The following is an 18,316-nucleotide window of genomic DNA, read 5'->3' as shown; positions in this document are numbered from 1 at the left end:
CTTTTTGGGCGAGGCGGCCTCGCCTTGCCATGTCTTTGCCATTCCCGCCGGATAGTTCGACCGCCATGACCGCTACCGATCCCGTCGCCAATCTGCAGACGCTGATTCGCTGCCCCTCCGTCACACCAGCCGAAGGCGGCGCGCTGACGGCGTTGGAAGCGATGCTCGCACCGCTCGGCTTCAACGTCGACAAAGTGAAGGCGAGCGAAGAGGGAACACCCGACATCGAGAACCTCTATGCCCGCCTCGGCGGCGACGGACCGCATCTGATGTTTGCCGGCCATACCGATGTCGTGCCGGTTGGCGATGAAGCTGCCTGGACGCACCCGCCTTTTGCCGCGGAGATATCAAAGGGCGAGCTCTTCGGACGCGGCGCCGTCGACATGAAGGGCGGCATCGCCTGTTTCGTCGCCGCCGTCGCCCGCCATATCGAAAAACACGGGCCGCCGGCCGGCTCGGTCTCTTTCCTGATCACCGGCGACGAAGAAGGCCCGGCGATCAACGGCACGATCAAACTGCTGCAATGGGCGGCGGAGCGCGGCGAACGCTGGGACGCCTGCCTTGTGGGAGAACCGACCAATCCGGACCGGCTCGGCGACATGATCAAGATCGGCCGGCGCGGCTCGCTGTCGGGCAGGATCATCGTACACGGCGTTCAGGGCCATGCCGCCTACCCGCACCTTGCCGACAATCCGGTGCGCGGCATGCTGCAGCTGACGCAGGCGCTGATGGATCCGCCTTTCGACGGCGGCACCGACGATTTCCAGCCGTCGAACCTCGAAGTGACGACGGTCGATGTCGGCAATCCTGCGACGAACGTCATTCCGGCCAAGGCATCGGCAAGCTTCAACATCCGCTTCAACGACAGCTGGACCGTCGAAACGCTGCGCGCCGAAATCCTGCGCCGACTCGAAGCCGCCGCCGGCCATGGCCAGTTGCGTCCGGGCCGCGAGCCGGTCAGATACGATATCGTCTGGGCCGACCGGCCAAGCCATGTCTTCCTGACCCGCAACAACGCCCTGATCGCTTCGCTGTCGTCTGCCGTCGAAAGTGTGGCCGGCCGGTCCCCGGCGCTTTCGACCACCGGCGGCACGTCGGATGCGCGCTTCATCAAGGACTATTGCCCGGTCGTCGAGTTCGGCCTGGTCGGCCAGACGATGCACATGGTCGACGAACGCGTCACAGTTGCCGATCTGGAGACGCTGACGGCGATCTACGAGACTTTCATCGACCGCTGGTTCGCCCATGCCGGGTCTTAGGGAAGTCCAGTATTACCTGGCCGGCCTCTGGCTGCTGATCCGGATGGATCCGCGCGGCTTCCGCTTCCTCGATCTGTCGGAGCGCGGCGTCAACCGATCGTTTTGGGCAATGGCCTGGTGCCTGCCGCCGATGGGCATTTCCTGGCTCTGGTGGCGACAGGCCTTCCTGCGGTCGATGCCGCCGGAGGCCGATGTCGACTTTGCCTTCTACATCAGGCTCGGCCTCGTCGAGGTCGCCAACTGGTTCGTGCCGCTGGTCTTTGCCGGACTGCTGCTGCTTGCCTTCCGCATGGGCGAGCGCTTCGCCCCCGTCGTCGTCAGCGTCAACTGGCTCGGCGTACCGCTCTCCTATATCAACGGTCTGCTGCTGGCTCTGGTGTTCTTCCTGCCCGGCACCGTCGGCCTCGTCTCGCTGCTGCTGCTCGCCTTCATGCTGGCGCAAGTCTTCGCTTTGGCGCGCATTCTCAGAATGATCTGCCACGATCACGCGCTGATGGTCGGGGCGCTGACGCTGGTGCTGCTGGTGCCGTCGATGATCCTTTCGGAATATCTGCAGCACTTCCTCGGCATTTATCCGGCCTGACCAGCCTCGGCGGAGGCTTTACGACAGATCATCGTCGTTTTCATCGGCGGGCCTGCGCCGGTCGGTGATCACCTCGGGATAATCCACCTGCATGAAATAGAGCCCTTCGGGCGGCGCCACCGGGCCGCAGGCCTTGCGGTCGCGCGCCTCCAGCGCTGCCTGCACATCTTCGGGCGTCCATTTGCCTTCGCCGGCGAGCTTCAGCGTGCCGGCGAAGGAACGGATCTGGTTGTGGAGGAAGCTCTGCGCGGTGGCGCGGATTTCAATCAGTTCGCCGCTGCGCGTCACATCAAGCCGGTCGAGCGTGCGCACCGGGCTGTTCGCCTGACAATGGGCGGAGCGGAAGGTGGAGAAGTCATGCCGGCCGACCAGCTTCTGGGCGGCGGCGTGCATGACTTCGTGATCGAGCGCCTTCGGCACCCACCAGGCCTTGCCGGCTTCGAGCGCCAGCGGCGCCCGGCGGCTGACGATGCGATAGAGGTAATGGCGCCGCAGCGCCGAAAAGCGGGCATCGAAAAAATCGGGAACCGCCTCGACGTCGAGAATGGAGACACGCTCGCCGGCAAGCCTCAGATGCGCATTCAACGCGTTCTGCAGCTTGTAAGGCGACCAGGCCTTGGAAAGATCGGCATGGATCACCTGTCCCATGGCATGGACGCCGGAATCGGTGCGGCCGGCGCCGCGGATCGACACGGTCTCGCCGGTCAGCGACAGTACTGCCGCCTCAATCGCCCCCTGCACCGAGGGCCCATTCTCCTGCCGCTGCCAGCCGACATAGGAGCCGCCGTCATATTCGACGGTCATGCGGAAACGCGGCATCAGGAAAGCCTCGTGCCCGCCGCAAGCGGCGTGCCCCTGAGGAAATCGGCCGCGGCGAGCGGCTTGCCGCCTGCTTTTTGCAGCCGTGTCAGCCGCACTGCGCCAGAGGCGCAGGCGACGACCAGATCGTCGGTCAGCAACTGTCCGGCCGTCCCCTGCCCCTCAGCCAGCTCTGAGCCCAGGACCTTCACCCGTTCAGGCCTGCCGCCGATCTCAAGCTCGAACCAGGCGCCCGGAAACGGCGCCAAACCGCGGATATGGTTGTGCACATCCCGCGCCTGCCTGGCGAAGTCGATGCGCGTCTCGGCCTTGTCGATCTTGGCGGCATAAAGCACGCCGTCTTCCGGCTGAGGCGTCAGTGGCAGGTCGTTCATTTCAAGCTTCACCATGGCTTCCGCCATCGCCTTGGCGCCGACCTGCATCAGTCGGTCGTGCAGTTCGCCTGCCGTCATGTTCGGGCCAATCTCGACCTCGCGGGTCAGCGCGACAGCGCCGGTGTCGAGCCCCTTGTCCATCTTCATCACCATCATTCCGGTCTTTGCATCGCCGGCCATGATCGCCCGCTGGATCGGTGCGGCACCCCGCCAGCGCGGCAGCAGCGAGGCATGGCCGTTATAGCAGCCCTCGCGGGTGCCGTTCAAAACCGCCTCCGGCAGCAGCAGCCCGTAGGCGACGACAACGGCGACATCGGCCTTGAACGCGGCAAACTTCTCGTGCTCCTCTGGATCCTTGAAATTGACCGGCGTGAAGACCGGCAGACCGAGCAGTTCGGCCGCCTGATGCACCGGCGATTTCTGCAGATCGAGCCCGCGCCGGCCCCCCGGCCGCGGCGGCTGCGTATAGACGGCGACGATGCTATGGCCGGCATCGACGAGCAGGCGCAGGGTCGGAACCGAGAACTCCGGGGTTCCCATGAAGATGATGCGAAGAGACATTTTATCTCGCCAGTTGAGGATCAGCCGTCTTCAAACGGGTTTACGAGCTTGAGATCAAGCCCCTCGAAATCTCTGGTCCTGCGGGTGGCGAGCAGTGCGCCGTTCCCGACCAATTCTCATTGCGTTATCAGAGCGCCTTGGATTTCGCAGCCTTGGTGAACTTCTTGATCACCATCTCCCGCTTCAGCCGCGAGATATGGTCGATGAAAAGCACGCCGTTCAAGTGGTCGATCTCGTGCTGCAGGCAGGTGGCGAGCAGCCCGTCGGCTTCCACTGTCTGTTCCTTGCCGTTGCGGTCGAGATACTTGACCGAGACGGCAGCCGGCCGCTCGACCTCGGCATAATAATCAGGAATCGACAGGCAGCCTTCCTCATAGACTGAGCGCTCGTCGGACGATTTGACGATCTCCGGATTGATGAAGACCTGCGGCTGCTTTTCCTCGCCCTCGCGGGAGACGTCGATGACCAGCATGCGGCGCGGCACGCCGATCTGGATTGCGGCAAGGCCGATGCCCGGCGCGTCGTACATGGTTTCCAGCATGTCGTCGGCAAGGCGCTGCAGGTCGGCATCCACACGCTCGATCGGCTTGGAGAGCTGACGAAGAACGGGGTCGGGAAGAATGATGAGTGGCTTGATGGTCATGGGCGTTCCCATAACCCATCTTTTCCCGCTATGGAATTATCCGGCGCGCGGGGAAGGCGCTTTTTTGCATCCCCGCCCGGAATTTCGCCATATTCGCCTCACGCCACCCGGCGAGCCGCGACGACGGCAGGGCCTTCCGAGCGGGCGCGGAAGCGGCGCAGCAATTCGATCAATTGGTCCACCTCGTCCTTGAGGCGACCGGTTTCCGCCGACGTGCGCTCAACCATGCCGGAATTCTGCTGGGTGATCTCGCCCATGCTGCGGATTGCCACGCTGACCTCGTTGACGCCGGTCGCCTGATCGCGAGCGGCGGCGGCGATATCGGCGACGAAGCGGTTGATGATGTCGATGCGGCCGATCATGTCGTTCAGCGCTTCGCCAGTGCTGGAGACGATGCCGACACCCTCGTTGACCTGGGTCGAGCTCTGCGAGATCAGGTTCTTGATCTCCTTGGCAGCCTCGGCCGTGCGCTGGGCAAGTTGGCGCACTTCCTGGGCGACAACGGCAAAACCCTTGCCGGCATCGCCGGCGCGCGCTGCCTCGACGCCGGCGTTCAGCGCCAGAAGATTGGTCTGGAAGGCGATTTCGTCGATGACGCCGATGATCTTGGAAATCTCCGTCGAGGATTTCTCGATGCCGGCCATCGCCGAAACGGCGCTGGTGACGAGCTCACCCGAATTCTTCGCCTTCTGCTGCGTCTCGCGTACGGCGTCCGAAGCCTTCTCGGCATTGGCGGCCGTCTGGCCGACGCTGACGGAAAGCTGCTGCAGGGCGGCCGAGCTCTCCTCGACGCCCGCCGCCTGCTGGGCAGTGCGCAACGCCAGGTCGTTGGTCGCATTGGAAATGACGTCGGCGCCGTTCATGATATGGCCGGACGTGTCCCGCACCGATGCAAAGGACTGGCGAAGCGCCTTGACGGCACGATTGTAATCCTCGGCCATTTGCCGGAAATCACCTGGCAGGTCGGACGGCAGGGTAGCCTCGAGATCGCCGTTCGACAGCGCCTCCAGGCCGCGGCGCAGCTGCTCGAGCGCAAGCGCCTGGTCGGATTGGGCTTGGGCGCGCTGCTCTTCAAGAGCCTGGCGTTTGGCTTCAAGCGTCTCGAGATAGACCGAGATGGAATAATCCATGTCGAGCATGCCCGCCTTGATGACCGCCGACAGCTTCTCGGCGAGCAGTTTGCCCTGCTGGCGCGCGAAGACCGACGGCCACTGCTTCTCCATGATGCCCTTGACGAGTTCGGACATGACAAGGGCGTAGCCGCCGACATACCAGCGCGGCTCCAGCCCGATGCGGGCATGCGTTCGGCCGACCGCGGTCACGCCGTCCACATAGCTCTCGTCGAAGGCGCCGCCGGCAAGCTTGCTCCAATGATCCTGCTGGTGCTTCTTGGCGTGGGCGACATGGTTCTTATCGGCGAAAAAAGCCGATACGGCGGGGGTCCTGGCGATCTTGGCATAAAACTTATCGAGGGCAGCGCCGATCAGCTCTGATATGACGGGGCTGATATCCCGCATCGACCGGCGCGCCGCCTCGTCCAGTTCGATGAAATCGAGACGCTGTCTGAGGGCACTGTCGGTCTGCTGGGATGTCATGGAAATCTCTGTACTTGGCGCAACGGCGCGGGAGGGAATTCATTGGCACAGATTTTGGCCAATATGGTTGAGCAATGATTAAACTGGCAGCGATTTTCCGCGTCGGCGAGGAAAGCGACAGAGAGGATATTGGGAATTGCCGATTTTGTTCACGTTTTGATCTATATATTGCCCCATCTTCTGTTATGGTTGCGGCATGACCGTTCATCCCGAATCGCTCGCCCTCTCCGTCGCCTCGCTCAGTCCGGCCATGCTGGCGCTTGCCGGCGGCGTTCTCATCGCCTTTGTGCTTCTGGTGATCATCCTTCTCTTGCGCGGCATCAGCCTCCGCCGCGAGCAGGCGGAGGAGGCGAGCCTGCGGGCTGGCGAAAGCGAGGCGCGCATGGCCGAGCTTTTGAAGATCCAGGCGGAGATGCAGGGCCGCATCACGGCCATGGCCGAGGTTTTCGGCGCGCGTCAGAGCGAGCTCAATCAGGCAATCAGCCAACGTCTCGACGGCATGTCGCAGCGCGTCAGCTCGACGATCACCGAGCAGACGAAATCGACGCATGAGAATCTGCAGCGGCTGCAGGAGCGGCTGGCGGTCATCGATGCGGCGCAGAACAATATCCAGACGCTCGCCAAGGACGTCGTCGGACTGCAGGCGATTCTCTCGAACAAGCAGACGCGCGGCGCCTTTGGCCAGTCGCGGATGGAGACGATCGTCGCCGACGGCCTGCCGATGGGCGCCTATGCCTTCCAGCAGACGCTCTCCAACGGCTCGCGGCCGGACTGCACGATCCGCATGCCGAACGGCGCGCCGCCGCTTGTCATCGATGCGAAGTTCCCGCTCGAAGCCTGGAACGCCATCCGTGACGCCGGCAGCCCCGAGGCCGCCAAGATCGCCGGCCAGCAGTTCCGCCGCGATATGGAGATCCATATCCGGGATATTTCGGAGAAATATCTGATTCAGGGGGAAACCCAGGAGACGGCCTTTCTCTTCGTGCCGTCGGAATCGATCTTCGCGGAGATCCACGAGAACTTCGAGCCGCTGGTGCAGAAGGCACACCGAGCGCGCATCGTCATCGTCTCGCCATCACTTCTGATGCTGTCGATCCAGGTCATCCAGGCGGTGCTGAAAGACCAGCGCATGCGGGCGCAGGCGCATCTGATCCAGGGCGAGGTGGCACTGCTGATGGACGATCTCGGCCGCCTCGACGAGCGGGTGCGCAAGCTGCAGGGCCACTTCGCCATGGCGCAGAAAGATATCGACATGGTGGTCACGTCAGCCGACAAGCTCACCAGGCGCGGCGCCAAGATCGAGGCGCTGGAATTCGAGGCAGGCGGTGACGCCAAGCCCGCCCGCGATGGCGAGGCTCCGGCCAAATCGGTGGAAAGCCGTACCGGCCTTCTCAAGCTTCGGGTGGTTGACGAGGAGTGACCGCTTCGGGCAGTGTCTCGCCCCATGGAATAGCAGGGGCATGATGTCATTCGCATGCTCTAAAAGACGGGACAGCCTGATGATCACAGTTTTCGGATCCATCAACATGGATCTCATCGCCACGACCGAGCGACTGCCGAAGCCCGGCGAGACGGTGGCCGGCAACGGTTTTGCCACGGCTGCCGGCGGCAAGGGCGCCAACCAGGCGCTGGCAGCCCGCCGCGCCGGCCGCTATGTGCACATGGTCGGCGCCGTCGGCAAGGATGCTTTTGCCGCCGATGCGCTTGCCCTGCTCGATGCGGCGGGAACCGATCTCTCCCTCGTGAAGCATGTTGACGGCCCCACGGGCACGGCGCTGATCCTGGTCGGCGCCGACGGCGAGAACATGATCGCCGTGGTTCCGGGCGCCAACGGCCTGGTCACGCCAGCTGATGCGGAAATCGCGGTCGGCCGCATGAACGAAGGCGACATGCTGATGTTGCAGCTCGAGGTGCCTGTCGCGGCCGTCGAACGCGCGCTCTCGGCCGCGCGCGCCAAGGGCATCACCAGCATCCTCAACCTCGCCCCCTTGATCCCCGATGCACCGCGCCTCGGTCGCCTGGCCGATATCGTCATTGCCAATGAGACCGAGTTCGAGCGGCTTGCCGGACAGGACGGCATGGACGCACAAGCGCGCGAGGCAGCGCTTGTCCGCCTGCATCAGGAAACCGGCCAGACCCTGATCGTGACGCTCGGCGGCGATGGCGTCATCGCCATCCGGGATGGGGTCATTTCACGGGCGCAAGGGCTGGCGATCGATCCTGTCGATACGGTCGGGGCAGGCGACACCTTCTGCGGCTATCTCGCCGCCAGTCTCGACGAGGGCCTCGACTTTCGGACGGCGCTGCACCGGGCGGCAGTCGCCGGTTCACTCGCATGTCTCAAATCAGGAGCGCAACCGTCGATTCCTGTGAGTGAGGAAGTCGCAGACAGAATATAGGCTAGCCTGCCTGCGAAACTCGCCAGATCTCCTTCAATTTTAAGGGAGATTTCTGCGGCTTTCATCATACAAACCGCTAAAGTTTCACTCAAATTTAAGAGGTCTCCGGCGATCTTCCCAGTGATCGCCGGGTCTTCGCGCTTGCGGATCCGCGGCTGATGCGGCTGCTCCATGACGGAGCCATGCCTTCGCTCCTGCGCCGGAGAATGCACGTTCGGCGTATCCTTGCCCGAGGACCCCATGTTCATTTTTCGCATGAAATCGCTTGCGGCGAAGCTCATCGTCATCACCGGCGTCGCTATCGCGCTTGTTCTCATCGTTTCGAATCTCTTCCTCATCGGCCAGACCCGGGACCGCGTCCAGACGCTGACGATGGACCAAGCCAATCTCGAGGCGAAAGCGATCGCCAACGAAATCGCCGCCAATGTCGGCGAACTCGCCAGTGCCGCACGCAGCATGACAGGCGTGATCGGTCGAGCCCACGAAGGCAAGTCGCTCGACCGCAGGGGCATGATCAACGTGCTGAAAGCTAATCTCGAACAGAACGCCTTTGCCTTCGGCAGCTGGTTCTGCGAGCAGCTCGGCGCGCTCGACGGCAAGACCACCGAGATCGCCAACAATAATGACGAAGGCACGAACAAGAACGGCGCCTTCACGCCCTATTGGTCGAAGACCAAGGACGGTGGAATCCAGTACTCCACCTTCGACAATGATTATACCGCCGAATGGTGGAAGCTTGCTGCCGACAGTGGCAAGGGCGCGATCACGACCCCCTACCTCGCCCAGGGAACAGATGTGCCGACGCTGCTGACGTCCATTGCCTATCCCGTCATATCGGGCGGCAAGATGATCGGTGTCGGCGGTGTCGACATCTCGCTGAAGTCGCTGACCGACAAGCTGCAGGCGCTGCATCCCTTCGGCTCGGGCCGGGTGACGCTGCTGTCCCAGGCCGGCAACTGGATCGTCGCACCGATCCCCGACCTGATGACGAAGCAATATGACGGCGAAGGCGCCGACGTCGTCAAGGCGGCGCTGTCGAACAAGCAGCCCGGCCTCGTCCGCAACCTCACCTATGACGGCTTCGATCCCTTCGACCGCGTCGTCTATCCGTTCGAGGTCCCCGGCGTCAATGCCACCTGGCTCGTGCTTGTCGACGTCCCGCACGCCGCGATCAACGCGCCGGTACAAGACCAGACTTACATGATGATCGCCACCGGCCTGATCGTGCTCGGCGCGGTGATGCTCGCGCTCTATTTCGCCGTCCGCTCACTCGTGCAGCGGCCGCTCGGCAGCCTTGTCGCCAGCGTCAAAACCCTCAGCGACGGCGAATATGCCGTGCCGGTCACGGGGCAGGATCGTACCGACGAAGTCGGTTCGGTCGCCAAGGCGCTTGAAGGCTTCCGCTTCAAGCTCGCCGACTCCAGGCGACTCGAAGACGAAGCCGCCAGAGAGCGGGGGGCCGCGGAGGCCGAGCGCGGCCGTTCTGAATCGGAACGCCAGGAATCGCTATCGCTGCAGCGCCAGATCGTCTCGATCGTCGGCGCCGGTCTTTCGGAGCTGTCGCGGGGCAATCTCGGTCACCGCATCACCGACGAATTTCCCGGCGAATACGGCAAGCTGAAACAGGATTTCAATGCCGCGCTAGCAAGCCTCGAAGAGACCATCGTTACAATGAACCTCAGTGTCGTCAATATCGGCGCCGGCACCGGGGAGATCAGCAACAGCGCTTCCGACCTCGCCAAACGCACCGAGCAACAGGCGGCAAGCCTGGAAGAGACGGCGGCAGCGCTGAATGAGCTCACCGCCCAGGTCGATTCGAGTGCCGAGAATGCACGCACGGCTGCCGACAACGTCAACCTCGCCTGCCAGGATGCCGAAAAATCCGGCGAAGTGGTGCAGAAAGCCATCGCCTCCATGCAAGGGATCGAGCAGTCTTCGACGGAGGTTTCGCGGATCATCGGCGTCATCGACGAAATCGCCTTCCAGACCAACCTGCTGGCACTGAACGCCGGCGTCGAAGCGGCGCGCGCCGGCGAAGCCGGCAAGGGTTTTGCTGTCGTCGCCCAGGAAGTGCGTGAACTCGCGCAGCGTTCGGCCAATGCCGCCAAGGAGATCAAGACGCTGATCAACACCTCGGCCGTCCAGGTCAAGGAAGGCGTCGATCTCGTCGGGCGCGCCGGCGGTGCGCTGCACAAAATCGCCGAGCAAGTGATGGGGATCAACAGCCTGATCCGGGAGATTTCGGCATCGGCCAGCGAACAGGCGGTCGGGCTGAAGGAAATCAACCAGGCCATGAACCAGATGGATCAGGTAACGCAGCAGAATGCGGCGATGGTGGAGGAAGCGACTGCCGCCAGCGTGGCGCTCAACGACGAAGCGCAGACACTGAAGGCGCTCGCTACGCGCTTCAGCGTCTCCGGCTCCGCCAATGCGACTGCACTCGCCTCCGTGGCAAGGCAGATGCGTGCGCCGGCTGCAGCCCCCTCGCATTTCGCGGCCGCTCCCGCCGTTCGCCACGCCCCGGCGACCCGCCGCACCACACCTCAATCGCATGGCTCGGCTGCCCTGGCTGGGGATAACTGGGAAGAGTTCTGACCGTTCAGCCCTCCATAAACAAAAAGGCGCCTGCGAAATCAGGCGCCTTTTTCGTTTGGGTATCCATGCAGCTCAGGCAGCGTTCGACGTCTGCTCCTCGTTGAGGAAGGCATAGATCGCCGAGGCGGAATCGGTGGCGCGCAGCTTTGCAACCAGGTCTTGATCGCGCAGGACGCGGGCGATGCGCGACAGGGCTTTGAGATGATCGGCGCCGGCGCCCTCCGGCGCAAGCAGCAGGAAGACGAGGTCGACGGGCTGGTCGTCCAGCGCTTCGAAATCAACAGGCTGCTCCAGCCGGGCGAAGATGCCGACGATGGAATGAATGTTCACCAGCTTGCCGTGGGGAATGGCGATACCGTTGCCGACGCCGGTCGAACCCAGGCGTTCGCGCTGCAGGATGACGTCGAAGATCTCCCGTTCGGAGAGCCCGGTGATCCTCGCGGCTCTTGCCGCCAATTCCTGAAGCAACTGTTTCTTGGAATTTACTCTGAGGGCGGGAATGATCGCATCCTGATGGAGCAAATCTGCCAATGCCATTTCTTTTTCCTTCTGTCGCCGGGATCAGTTGATGCGAGGAGCGGCGGCGATACCGCCGCTCACCGCCCTGATCTCAGGCTTTGATATTGGCCGAATCGATCCAGCCAATATTTCCGTCGTGCCGACGATAAACGATGTTCAGATGTTCCTTGCCGGGACTGCGGAACAGGAGAAGCGGCTCATCGGTCATGTCGAGCGCCATCACGGCGGTGGCGACGGACATGGTCTTCAACTGCTTCGTGCTTTCAGCGACGATCGCCGGGGCGAAATCGTCGGGGATCTCATCCTCGTGATCAGGAACGGAGTCCATGACCGTGTAGGAGACTTCTGCAAAGCCATTCAGGTGGTTTCCGGCATGGTGGTCCTTCAGCTTGCGCTTGTAGCGACGCAGGCGTTTCTCGATGCGCTCGGAAGCGGCGTCGAAAGCAAGCTGCGGATCCGTGGCTTCGCCGGCGGCATGAAGCACCACCCCGCTGTCGAGATGAAGCTTGCAGTCTGCCGAGAAACGAGAACTCGCCTTTTCGACGGTCACCTGACCGGAATACCCCCCATCGAAGTATTTCGTGATGGCCGTAGCAATTTGGTCCTCGATCTTTTGACGGAAGGATTCACCAATTTCCATATGTTTCCCGGATACACGCACACTCATGGAGTTTCCCTTCTTATGGTCGTTTGCGGGTATCAGTTTACGCCAAGCCTCGGGTTCATCCAAGCACTTCGCGCAATCTCAAGCAAGATCGGCGTAGGCCTGTGGGCCCTCGGTTCCCTTGGGATGATGGGGATAACTTCAAAACGCCGTTCACGGCGCCGATTGCGGCGGGCTTCTAGCCACAGGTTACCGGAAAGTCAATAGGACGTCGAATCAGGCCCGGGCGCGCTCGCAGAAGGTGTGGCAAATCTCTTGCGGAAGGAGCCTTCCAGCGACTTTCCTTTCATGATCTCACGCGCTTCGCGCCTGCGTTGTGTGCGGCATCGTCATGGCGATGACACCGAGAATGACGCAGGTGAGCCCGATCAAGGCCGTCGGGCTTAGACTTTCGCCGAGGAAGATGGTGCCGATCGCGACACCGATCGGCACGCGGAGATAGGCTTGCGATGTGGTTCCGACCGAACCCAGCGTCTGAACGAGACGGAAATAGATCGTAAAGGCAAGCGCCGTCGAGAAGGCGGAAAGGGCAAGCAGCGCCAGCACCGATGCGGCCGAGGGATCGAGCCCCCACGGCCGGTCGACGAGCAGGCTCACAGGCATCAGAATGACCGCGCCCGAGATCAGCGAGCCGGCCGCCGGCACGGCAGGATCAAGGCCTCTGAAGTTCTTGCTGAAAATCGCGGCCCCGGCATAACAGATGGTCGCCAGGATGATCGCGATTTGCGCCATCAGGCTTTCGCCAAGACCGCCGAGCGCTTCGACGCCGATGACAAGGCAGATGCCGGCAAGCCCGGAGACGACGCCGAAGAGCTTTCGCGCCGTCGCCTGCTCATGGCGGGTTATCGACACGGTCAGCAGGAAGGTGAAGATCGGCGTCGCCGAATTCAAGATCACCGCCAGTCCGGCATCGACGGACTGCTCCGCCCAGGCGATCAGCGTGAAAGGAATGACGCTGTTCAGGCAGGCCTGGACGACGAACAGGCGCCATGTCGCGCCATCGCGCGGCAGGCGGACATGCCGATGGCAAAGCACGGCCAGCAGAATGGCGCCGGCAATCAGTGTGCGCACGGCGATCAAGGTCACCGGCGGGATCGTTTCGACCCCGATCTTGATGAAGGTGTAGGAAGAACCCCAGAGGGTCGCCAGCACCAAAAGCAGGACAAGTTCTCTGGCAAGCTTCGGCTTTTGCGGCGTCATAGACACGTCGATATTCGTTCAAGACACGGGAGAAATAGGCCAATTGCGAAGTGGATGCTTCGATCAAGATCGAAGCGTCCTGCTGCGTCAGAAGCCCGCGACCTTGGCGAGCGCCCGTTTCTCGCGGCGGCGCTGGACCGAGGAAGCGATGTTCATCGCTTCCCGGTATTTCGCGACCGTGCGGCGGGCGAGATCGACGCCGCCCTTCTTCAGCATGTCGACGATGTCATCATCGGAGAGCACCGCGTCCGGGCTCTCCTGCATGATCAGCGCGCGGATCTTGTGACGCACTGCCTCGGCCGAATGGCTGTCGCCGCCCTCGACGGCGCCGATCGACACGGTGAAGAAATATTTGAGCTCGAAGAGGCCGCGCGGCGTCAGCATATATTTGTTCGAGGTGACGCGGCTGACGGTGGATTCATGCATCTTGATCGCCTCGGCCACCGTCTTCAGGTTCAGCGGCCGCAAGTGGTCGACACCGTGCAGCAGGAAGGCGTCCTGCTGGCGGACGATCTCGCTTGCCACCTTCATGATGGTCTTTGCCCGCTGGTCGAGGCTGCGGGTCAGCCAGTTGGCGCTCTGCAGGCACTCGGAAAGGAAGGCATGATCCTCACCGTTCCGGGTCACGCGGGAAAAATAGGACTGATTAACAAGCACGCGCGGCAGCGTATCCGGATTGAGCTCGACCAGCCAGCCACCCTCCGCGGAGGGCCTGACAACGACATCCGGCATGATCGCTTCGGAAACACCCGTCTCGAATCCGCTGCCGGGCTTCGGATTGAGCTGGCGGATCTCGCCGAGCATGTCGAGAAGATCTTCCTCGTCAACGCCACAGAGCCGCTTCAGCGTGACGAAGTCACGCCGCGCCAGGAGTTCGAGGTTTTCGACCAGCGCCTGCATGGCAGGGTCGTAACGGTCCTTCTGCCGGAGCTGGATCGCCAGGCATTCGGCGAGGCTGCGGGCGAAAACACCCGGCGGATCGAGTGTCTGGAGTGCGGCGAGCACGTGTTCGACCTGCGTGAGACCCGTGCCGAGCCGCTCGCCGGTCTCGACGAGATCGAGCTGGATGTAACCGGCATCGTCAAGCTGATCGATAAAATTCTGGGCGATCAGCCGATCGCTCATATCGGGCAGGACGAAGGGGATCTGCTGGGCGAGATGATCGCGCAGCGACACCTGACCGGCGACAAAATCATCGAGATCGTAATCGGCGCCGTCGGCGCTGCCCGGCATGGACTTCCACTGACCGACGAGTTCCGGTGCATCGAGGCGCTGCGGACCACCGTCATCGGGAAAAACATTGGTGTAATTGGCGTCGAGCTCGTCGTTCAGCCGGCTGCTGCTTTCGCTGCCGCCATTATCGTACCAGTCGCTCGACAGCGCCTCGGCGCGATTGTCGGCGCTGTCGTCCGAGCCGGCATCCTCCGGCGTATGACCGAATTGCTCGTCCTCGCCTGCCGCCCGTTCGTCGCCCGCCTCGCCGTCATTCGACGGAAATTCGAGCAGCGGGTTCTTCTCCACTTCCTGAGCGATGAACTGGTTGAGCTCAAAATGGGTCATCTGCAGCAACTGGATGGATTGCATCAGTTGCGGCGTCATGACCAGGGACTGGCTCTGGCGCAGAAATAGATTGGCGGACAGTGCCATGACGGACGCGAAACTCCCTCGACTCCAGGAAACCGCGCCCGATCCACGCTTCAGGCCACGGAAATCCGAGTTGGCCCAAAAATTGCTTTTTTATCTCATTTGGTCAAGCGGAACTACGCGGGAAGGTGAATCAGCGCGGGGTCAGAGGCTGAACTTGTCGCCGAGATAGAGTCGGCGCACTTCCGGATTGTTGACGATGTCGTTCGCCCGGCCGTGGGTCAGCACCTCGCCGGCATGGATGATATAGGCGCGGTCGATGAGGCCAAGCGTCTCACGCACATTGTGGTCGGTAATGAGAACGCCGATGCCGCGCGCCGTCAGGTGGTGGACGAGGTTCTGGATATCGGCGACCGAAATCGGGTCGACACCGGCGAAGGGCTCGTCGAGCAGCATGAAGGTCGGGTCGGTTGCAAGCGCTCGCGCGATTTCGAGACGGCGGCGTTCGCCGCCGGAAAGGGCGACGGCGGCACTCTTGCGCAGCTTCTGGATATGAAATTCCTCCAGCAGCTCGTTCAGCTTCTGCTCGCGCTCGGCCTTGTCCTTCACATGCACTTCGAGGACGGCGCGGATATTTTCTTCAACCGTCAGTCCGCGAAAGATCGAGGCTTCCTGCGGCAGGTAACCGACGCCGAGCCGCGAGCGGCGGTACATCGGCATGGTCGTGACATCGTTTCCATCGATCTCGATCGTGCCTTCATCCACCGGTACCAGGCCGGTGATCATGTAGAAGCAGGTCGTCTTGCCGGCGCCGTTCGGGCCGAGCAGGCCGACGGCTTCGCCGCGACGCACGACCAGGGAGACGCCGTTGACGACACGGCGCGTCGCATAGGTCTTGGTCAGACCACGGGCGATCAGCGTCCCCTGATAGCGGCTCTTGTCGGCGGCACCCGCAGCTTGCGGCTCAGGCCTGCCGAACATGGTGGATAGCGATGATAATTTCACGTGGGAGGCCGGTTCAGTTCTGCTTCTGCGCGTTCGGCTGCGATTTCGGATCGAGCTGAATCTGGACACGACCGCCGCAGCTTTCAAGCTCCGCCTGGCCGGTTTGCATGTGAACGGTCAGCTTGCAACCGGTGAAGACGTTCGGACCGTCCGACAGGATGACCTTGTTTCCCTGATCCGCGGTCAGGATGAATGTCTGCGAGGCCATGTCGAAATTGCCATCGTCGGCAGTCGCCGTCTGCGTGCCCGAGACCAGGTAGACCTTGTCCGTCACCAAGATTTTGTCGATATCCGCACTTCCCGACGCCAGGGAGGCCGACTGCTCGGGTTTCGCCTCGGGCTGGGCCGGCGCGCCGGCGCCCGACTTTGCCGCCTTGTCCTTGTAATAGACAGTCATCTTGCCGGATTGCATCGTCGTCGTGCCCTGGACGACCTTGACGTTGCCGGTGAAGAGCGCCGTGTGCTCCTGGTCGCGAATCTCCAGCTTGTCGCTTTCGATCTGGATCGGCTGGTCGTTGGAAAGCTTCATGCCCGACATGGTCGTCGACTGCGCCCCCGCGCCCGAGACCGTCAGAATAAGGGCAAATGCGCCGGCAACGAATGCGATGCCCGTCTTGCAAGCTGAAATGCGACAATCTTTTGTCATGGGTGACCCGGCTGGTTAAGTGCCCTGTTTATGAATGGTGGATGGATCGACATTCATGCGAACATTCCCCTCGAATGTGATCACGCGCCCCTTATCGGTTATCTCCAGCGTCTTCGCAACAATGGAAGCATTGTCCTTGGTGATGGTGACGGGATCGTCGCTGCGCATGTTGCCGCCCTTGATGTCGAGCCGGGCGGACTGGAATTGTGCGTTGAGGCCGCTGCTCAGCACCAGGGTGAAGGGAGTCGTCATATGCAGATTGTCGGTGGCGCGGTTATAATCGGCAGTCGAAGCGATGACGCGGGCAACCAGCCCGTCATTCATCGGAACAGCGGCCTTGATGGTCTCGAGGGTGATGAGATCGGGATTGCGGATATCCTGCAGCGCCCTTTCGGCAAGCATGGAATAATTGACGCCGTCGGAGTTGCGTCCGGCAATTGCCGGCTTTTCCATCACGACCTTGCCGTTCTCGATCTTGGCGCCTTCAAACTTGACGTTTTCAGGCAGGTACAGGCTCACCAAGGCCACCGTCGTGAGGGCGCCGGCGACGACAAGGGCAGCCAACGGCAGCAAAATCTTCAGCCGCCGCACGCGGGCGGAATGGAACAACGCATCGCCATAGGGGCTCCTGCCGGAGCCCGCATAAGCGGCATGTCCGTTGTTCTTCAGGGTATCGAGCATAGGTCTCGTTCCATGTGCGGTGATTGCCTCGCCTGCGTAACAAAGCCGGCCGGCAATCACAGTTCGTTTCGCATTATTACATTGGCTTGCCAATACGGAATTTTTTCTGCAACAAGCAACAAAACGGAAAAACATACAAAAGTGGCATTCATACGCGCCGCTTCCACCAATTTCACCGGGCCTATCGGCGCCATGCCGACCCTGGGCCAGCGCTGGAGGTTTCTATGGACAGTTCGATCATCGCGGATCGCCGGCGGCTGCGCCGCAAGCTCGGCTTCTGGCGCATCGTCGCGGTCGCCCTCGTCGTGGCGCTCGGTTTCGCTTTCTACCGTTTCGCCGTCGGCGAGGCCGGCACGGCAAGTCCGCATATCGCCCATGTGACGATATCGGGGCTGATCGTCGATGACGACGAGCTGCTGGAGCGGCTAAAGAAGGTCGAGACCAGCGATCAGGTGAAGGCCGCGGTGATTTCGATCTCCTCGCCCGGCGGCACGACCTATGGCGGGGAAAAAATCTTCAAGGCGATCCGGGCCATATCAGCCAAGAAGCCCGTCGTCTCCGACGTGCGCACGCTGGCCGCCTCCGCCGGCTATATGGTCGCCACCGCCGGCGACACGATCATTGCCGGCGACAGCTCGATCACCGGCTCGATCGGCGTTATCTTCCAGTACCCGCAGATCCAGCCGCTACTCGACAAGATCGGCGTATCGCTGCAGGAGATCAAGTCCTCGCCGCTGAAGGCCGAGCCCTCGCCCTTCCACGAGGCGAGCGAGGAGGCCAAGGCAATGATCCGCAACATGGTGGTCGACAGCTACAACTGGTTCGTCGACCTGGTCGCCGACCGGCGCAAGCTGCCGCGCGAGGAGGTGCTGAAACTCGCCGACGGCACAATCTATACCGGCCGGCAGGCGCTGAAGGCAAAGCTCGTCGATACGATCGGCGGCGAGGCGGAAATCCGCGCCTATCTCAAGTCGCGCGGCATCGACACCGATCTGCCGATGGTCGATTGGGACAAGAAGAGCAACACGCCTTTTCTGCTCGCTGGAGCTGTTTCGCGGCTCATTACTATCCTGGGTTATGATGATCTGGTCAAAGGCCAGGATATCAACGGAATCCTGCCCCCAAAGTTGCTTCTTGACGGGCTGCTTTCAGTTTGGCAGGTTGGCCGCGATTGATAAGAAATCAATAA

17 protein-coding genes and 1 pseudogene are annotated in these 18,316 nt (G+C 62.2%); 6 read left to right on the top strand and 12 right to left on the bottom strand.

Annotated features, from left to right (window positions below):
• Nucleotides 1–65: 65 nt before the first annotated feature.
• Nucleotides 66–1,259, top strand: coding sequence for a succinyl-diaminopimelate desuccinylase (gene dapE / locus NL154_RS00300; protein WP_210631702.1), 1,194 nt, complete (start codon nucleotides 66–68; stop codon nucleotides 1,257–1,259).
• Complete coding sequence (locus NL154_RS00295) at nucleotides 1,246–1,842, top strand: hypothetical protein (RefSeq protein WP_210629418.1); 597 nt, start codon at nucleotides 1,246–1,248, stop codon at nucleotides 1,840–1,842. Before dapE ends, NL154_RS00295 begins: the two co-directional genes overlap by 14 nt.
• Nucleotides 1,843–1,860: 18 nt before the next feature.
• On the opposite strand, the gene truA is transcribed toward NL154_RS00295, so the two are convergent.
• The 5 genes and pseudogenes from truA to NL154_RS00270 form a co-directional block, all read right to left on the bottom strand.
• Entirely contained in the window at nucleotides 1,861–2,661 is an 801-nt protein-coding gene (truA, locus tag NL154_RS00290) for a tRNA pseudouridine(38-40) synthase TruA (protein WP_210629419.1), read from the bottom strand.
• A complete protein-coding gene (fmt, locus tag NL154_RS00285; protein WP_210629420.1) occupies nucleotides 2,661–3,596 on the bottom strand; it encodes a methionyl-tRNA formyltransferase in 936 nt (311 codons plus the stop codon). Before fmt ends, truA begins: the two co-directional genes overlap by 1 nt.
• 20 nt (nucleotides 3,597–3,616) lie before the next feature.
• Nucleotides 3,617–3,706 (bottom strand): annotated as a pseudogene (locus NL154_RS00280) (type II toxin-antitoxin system VapC family toxin); the annotation flags it as partial.
• 17 nt (nucleotides 3,707–3,723) lie between these two features.
• Nucleotides 3,724–4,239 carry a peptide deformylase gene (gene def / locus NL154_RS00275; RefSeq protein WP_088390317.1) on the bottom strand — a complete coding sequence of 172 codons (516 nt, stop codon included), beginning with the start codon at nucleotides 4,237–4,239 and terminating at the stop codon, nucleotides 3,724–3,726.
• A gap of 98 nt (nucleotides 4,240–4,337) precedes the next feature.
• Nucleotides 4,338–5,834 carry a globin-coupled sensor protein gene (locus NL154_RS00270; RefSeq protein WP_221145824.1) on the bottom strand — a complete coding sequence of 499 codons (1,497 nt, stop codon included), beginning with the start codon at nucleotides 5,832–5,834 and terminating at the stop codon, nucleotides 4,338–4,340.
• Nucleotides 5,835–6,030: 196 nt separating this feature from the next.
• On the opposite strand from NL154_RS00270, the gene NL154_RS00265 reads away from it, so the two are divergent.
• The 3 genes from NL154_RS00265 to NL154_RS00255 all read left to right on the top strand — a co-directional run bounded on the left by NL154_RS00265 (nucleotide 6,031) and on the right by NL154_RS00255 (nucleotide 10,828).
• Entirely contained in the window at nucleotides 6,031–7,254 is a 1,224-nt protein-coding gene (locus NL154_RS00265) for a DNA recombination protein RmuC (protein WP_210629422.1), read from the top strand.
• A gap of 79 nt (nucleotides 7,255–7,333) precedes the next feature.
• Nucleotides 7,334–8,233: a ribokinase gene (locus tag NL154_RS00260; RefSeq protein WP_210629423.1), complete on the top strand. Its 900-nt coding sequence runs from the start codon at nucleotides 7,334–7,336 to the stop codon at nucleotides 8,231–8,233.
• Nucleotides 8,234–8,473: 240 nt separating this feature from the next.
• Nucleotides 8,474–10,828 carry a methyl-accepting chemotaxis protein gene (locus NL154_RS00255; RefSeq protein ID WP_221145809.1) on the top strand — a complete coding sequence of 785 codons (2,355 nt, stop codon included), beginning with the start codon at nucleotides 8,474–8,476 and terminating at the stop codon, nucleotides 10,826–10,828.
• A gap of 72 nt (nucleotides 10,829–10,900) precedes the next feature.
• Here NL154_RS00255 and ptsN read toward each other — a convergent pair whose 3' ends face one another.
• The 7 genes from ptsN to lptC all read right to left on the bottom strand — a co-directional run bounded on the left by ptsN (nucleotide 10,901) and on the right by lptC (nucleotide 17,127).
• Nucleotides 10,901–11,365, bottom strand: coding sequence for a PTS IIA-like nitrogen regulatory protein PtsN (gene ptsN / locus NL154_RS00250; protein ID WP_011423788.1), 465 nt, complete (start codon nucleotides 11,363–11,365; stop codon nucleotides 10,901–10,903).
• Between the two features lie 73 nt (nucleotides 11,366–11,438).
• Nucleotides 11,439–12,014 carry a ribosome hibernation-promoting factor, HPF/YfiA family gene (gene hpf, locus NL154_RS00245; protein ID WP_210631703.1) on the bottom strand — a complete coding sequence of 192 codons (576 nt, stop codon included), beginning with the start codon at nucleotides 12,012–12,014 and terminating at the stop codon, nucleotides 11,439–11,441.
• Between the two features lie 291 nt (nucleotides 12,015–12,305).
• On the bottom strand, nucleotides 12,306–13,211 hold the full coding sequence (locus NL154_RS00240) for a DMT family transporter (protein WP_434734128.1): 906 nt from the start codon (nucleotides 13,209–13,211) through the stop codon (nucleotides 12,306–12,308).
• A gap of 87 nt (nucleotides 13,212–13,298) precedes the next feature.
• Nucleotides 13,299–14,858, bottom strand: a complete 1,560-nt coding sequence (rpoN, locus tag NL154_RS00235; protein WP_210629425.1) for an RNA polymerase factor sigma-54 — start codon at nucleotides 14,856–14,858, stop codon at nucleotides 13,299–13,301.
• A gap of 141 nt (nucleotides 14,859–14,999) precedes the next feature.
• Nucleotides 15,000–15,776, bottom strand: a complete 777-nt coding sequence (lptB, locus tag NL154_RS00230) for an LPS export ABC transporter ATP-binding protein (RefSeq protein WP_210629426.1) — start codon at nucleotides 15,774–15,776, stop codon at nucleotides 15,000–15,002.
• Between the two features lie 37 nt (nucleotides 15,777–15,813).
• On the bottom strand, nucleotides 15,814–16,446 hold the full coding sequence (locus NL154_RS00225) for an LptA/OstA family protein (protein WP_210629427.1): 633 nt from the start codon (nucleotides 16,444–16,446) through the stop codon (nucleotides 15,814–15,816).
• 15 nt (nucleotides 16,447–16,461) lie between these two features.
• The gene (gene lptC / locus NL154_RS00220; RefSeq protein WP_434733400.1) at nucleotides 16,462–17,127 is read right to left on the bottom strand and encodes an LPS export ABC transporter periplasmic protein LptC; all 666 of its coding nucleotides are present in this window, start codon (nucleotides 17,125–17,127) and stop codon (nucleotides 16,462–16,464) included.
• Between the two features lie 224 nt (nucleotides 17,128–17,351).
• Here lptC and sppA point away from each other — a divergent pair, with 224 nt between their 5' ends.
• On the top strand, nucleotides 17,352–18,302 hold the full coding sequence (gene sppA, locus NL154_RS00215) for a signal peptide peptidase SppA (RefSeq protein WP_210629429.1): 951 nt from the start codon (nucleotides 17,352–17,354) through the stop codon (nucleotides 18,300–18,302).
• The last annotated feature ends 14 nt before the right edge of the window (nucleotides 18,303–18,316 follow it).

It is taken from the genome of Rhizobium sp. YTUHZ044, from assembly GCF_051123975.1.
GTDB lineage: Bacteria > Pseudomonadota > Alphaproteobacteria > Rhizobiales > Rhizobiaceae > Rhizobium.
The sequence above is the reverse complement of the archived record's forward strand: the minus strand, read 5'-3'. Positions and strand labels throughout refer to the sequence as shown.

Excerpts from the sequence above, each read along its gene's own strand:
- dapE (WP_210631702.1), top strand. The coding sequence starts at position 66 with ATGACCGCTACCGATCCCGTCGCCAATCTGCAGACGCTGATTCGCTGC.
- NL154_RS00295 (WP_210629418.1), top strand. The coding sequence starts at position 1,246 with ATGCCGGGTCTTAGGGAAGTCCAGTATTACCTGGCCGGCCTCTGGCTG.
- truA (WP_210629419.1), bottom strand. The coding sequence starts at position 2,661 with ATGCCGCGTTTCCGCATGACCGTCGAATATGACGGCGGCTCCTATGTC.
- fmt (WP_210629420.1), bottom strand. The coding sequence starts at position 3,596 with ATGTCTCTTCGCATCATCTTCATGGGAACCCCGGAGTTCTCGGTTCCG.
- def (WP_088390317.1), bottom strand. The coding sequence starts at position 4,239 with ATGACCATCAAGCCACTCATCATTCTTCCCGACCCCGTTCTTCGTCAG.
- NL154_RS00270 (WP_221145824.1), bottom strand. The coding sequence starts at position 5,834 with ATGACATCCCAGCAGACCGACAGTGCCCTCAGACAGCGTCTCGATTTC.
- NL154_RS00265 (WP_210629422.1), top strand. The coding sequence starts at position 6,031 with ATGACCGTTCATCCCGAATCGCTCGCCCTCTCCGTCGCCTCGCTCAGT.
- NL154_RS00260 (WP_210629423.1), top strand. The coding sequence starts at position 7,334 with ATGATCACAGTTTTCGGATCCATCAACATGGATCTCATCGCCACGACC.
- NL154_RS00255 (WP_221145809.1), top strand. The coding sequence starts at position 8,474 with ATGTTCATTTTTCGCATGAAATCGCTTGCGGCGAAGCTCATCGTCATC.
- ptsN (WP_011423788.1), bottom strand. The coding sequence starts at position 11,365 with ATGGCATTGGCAGATTTGCTCCATCAGGATGCGATCATTCCCGCCCTC.
- hpf (WP_210631703.1), bottom strand. The coding sequence starts at position 12,014 with ATGAGTGTGCGTGTATCCGGGAAACATATGGAAATTGGTGAATCCTTC.
- NL154_RS00240 (WP_434734128.1), bottom strand. The coding sequence starts at position 13,211 with ATGACGCCGCAAAAGCCGAAGCTTGCCAGAGAACTTGTCCTGCTTTTG.
- rpoN (WP_210629425.1), bottom strand. The coding sequence starts at position 14,858 with ATGGCACTGTCCGCCAATCTATTTCTGCGCCAGAGCCAGTCCCTGGTC.
- lptB (WP_210629426.1), bottom strand. The coding sequence starts at position 15,776 with ATGTTCGGCAGGCCTGAGCCGCAAGCTGCGGGTGCCGCCGACAAGAGC.
- NL154_RS00225 (WP_210629427.1), bottom strand. The coding sequence starts at position 16,446 with ATGACAAAAGATTGTCGCATTTCAGCTTGCAAGACGGGCATCGCATTC.
- lptC (WP_434733400.1), bottom strand. The coding sequence starts at position 17,127 with ATGCTCGATACCCTGAAGAACAACGGACATGCCGCTTATGCGGGCTCC.
- sppA (WP_210629429.1), top strand. The coding sequence starts at position 17,352 with ATGGACAGTTCGATCATCGCGGATCGCCGGCGGCTGCGCCGCAAGCTC.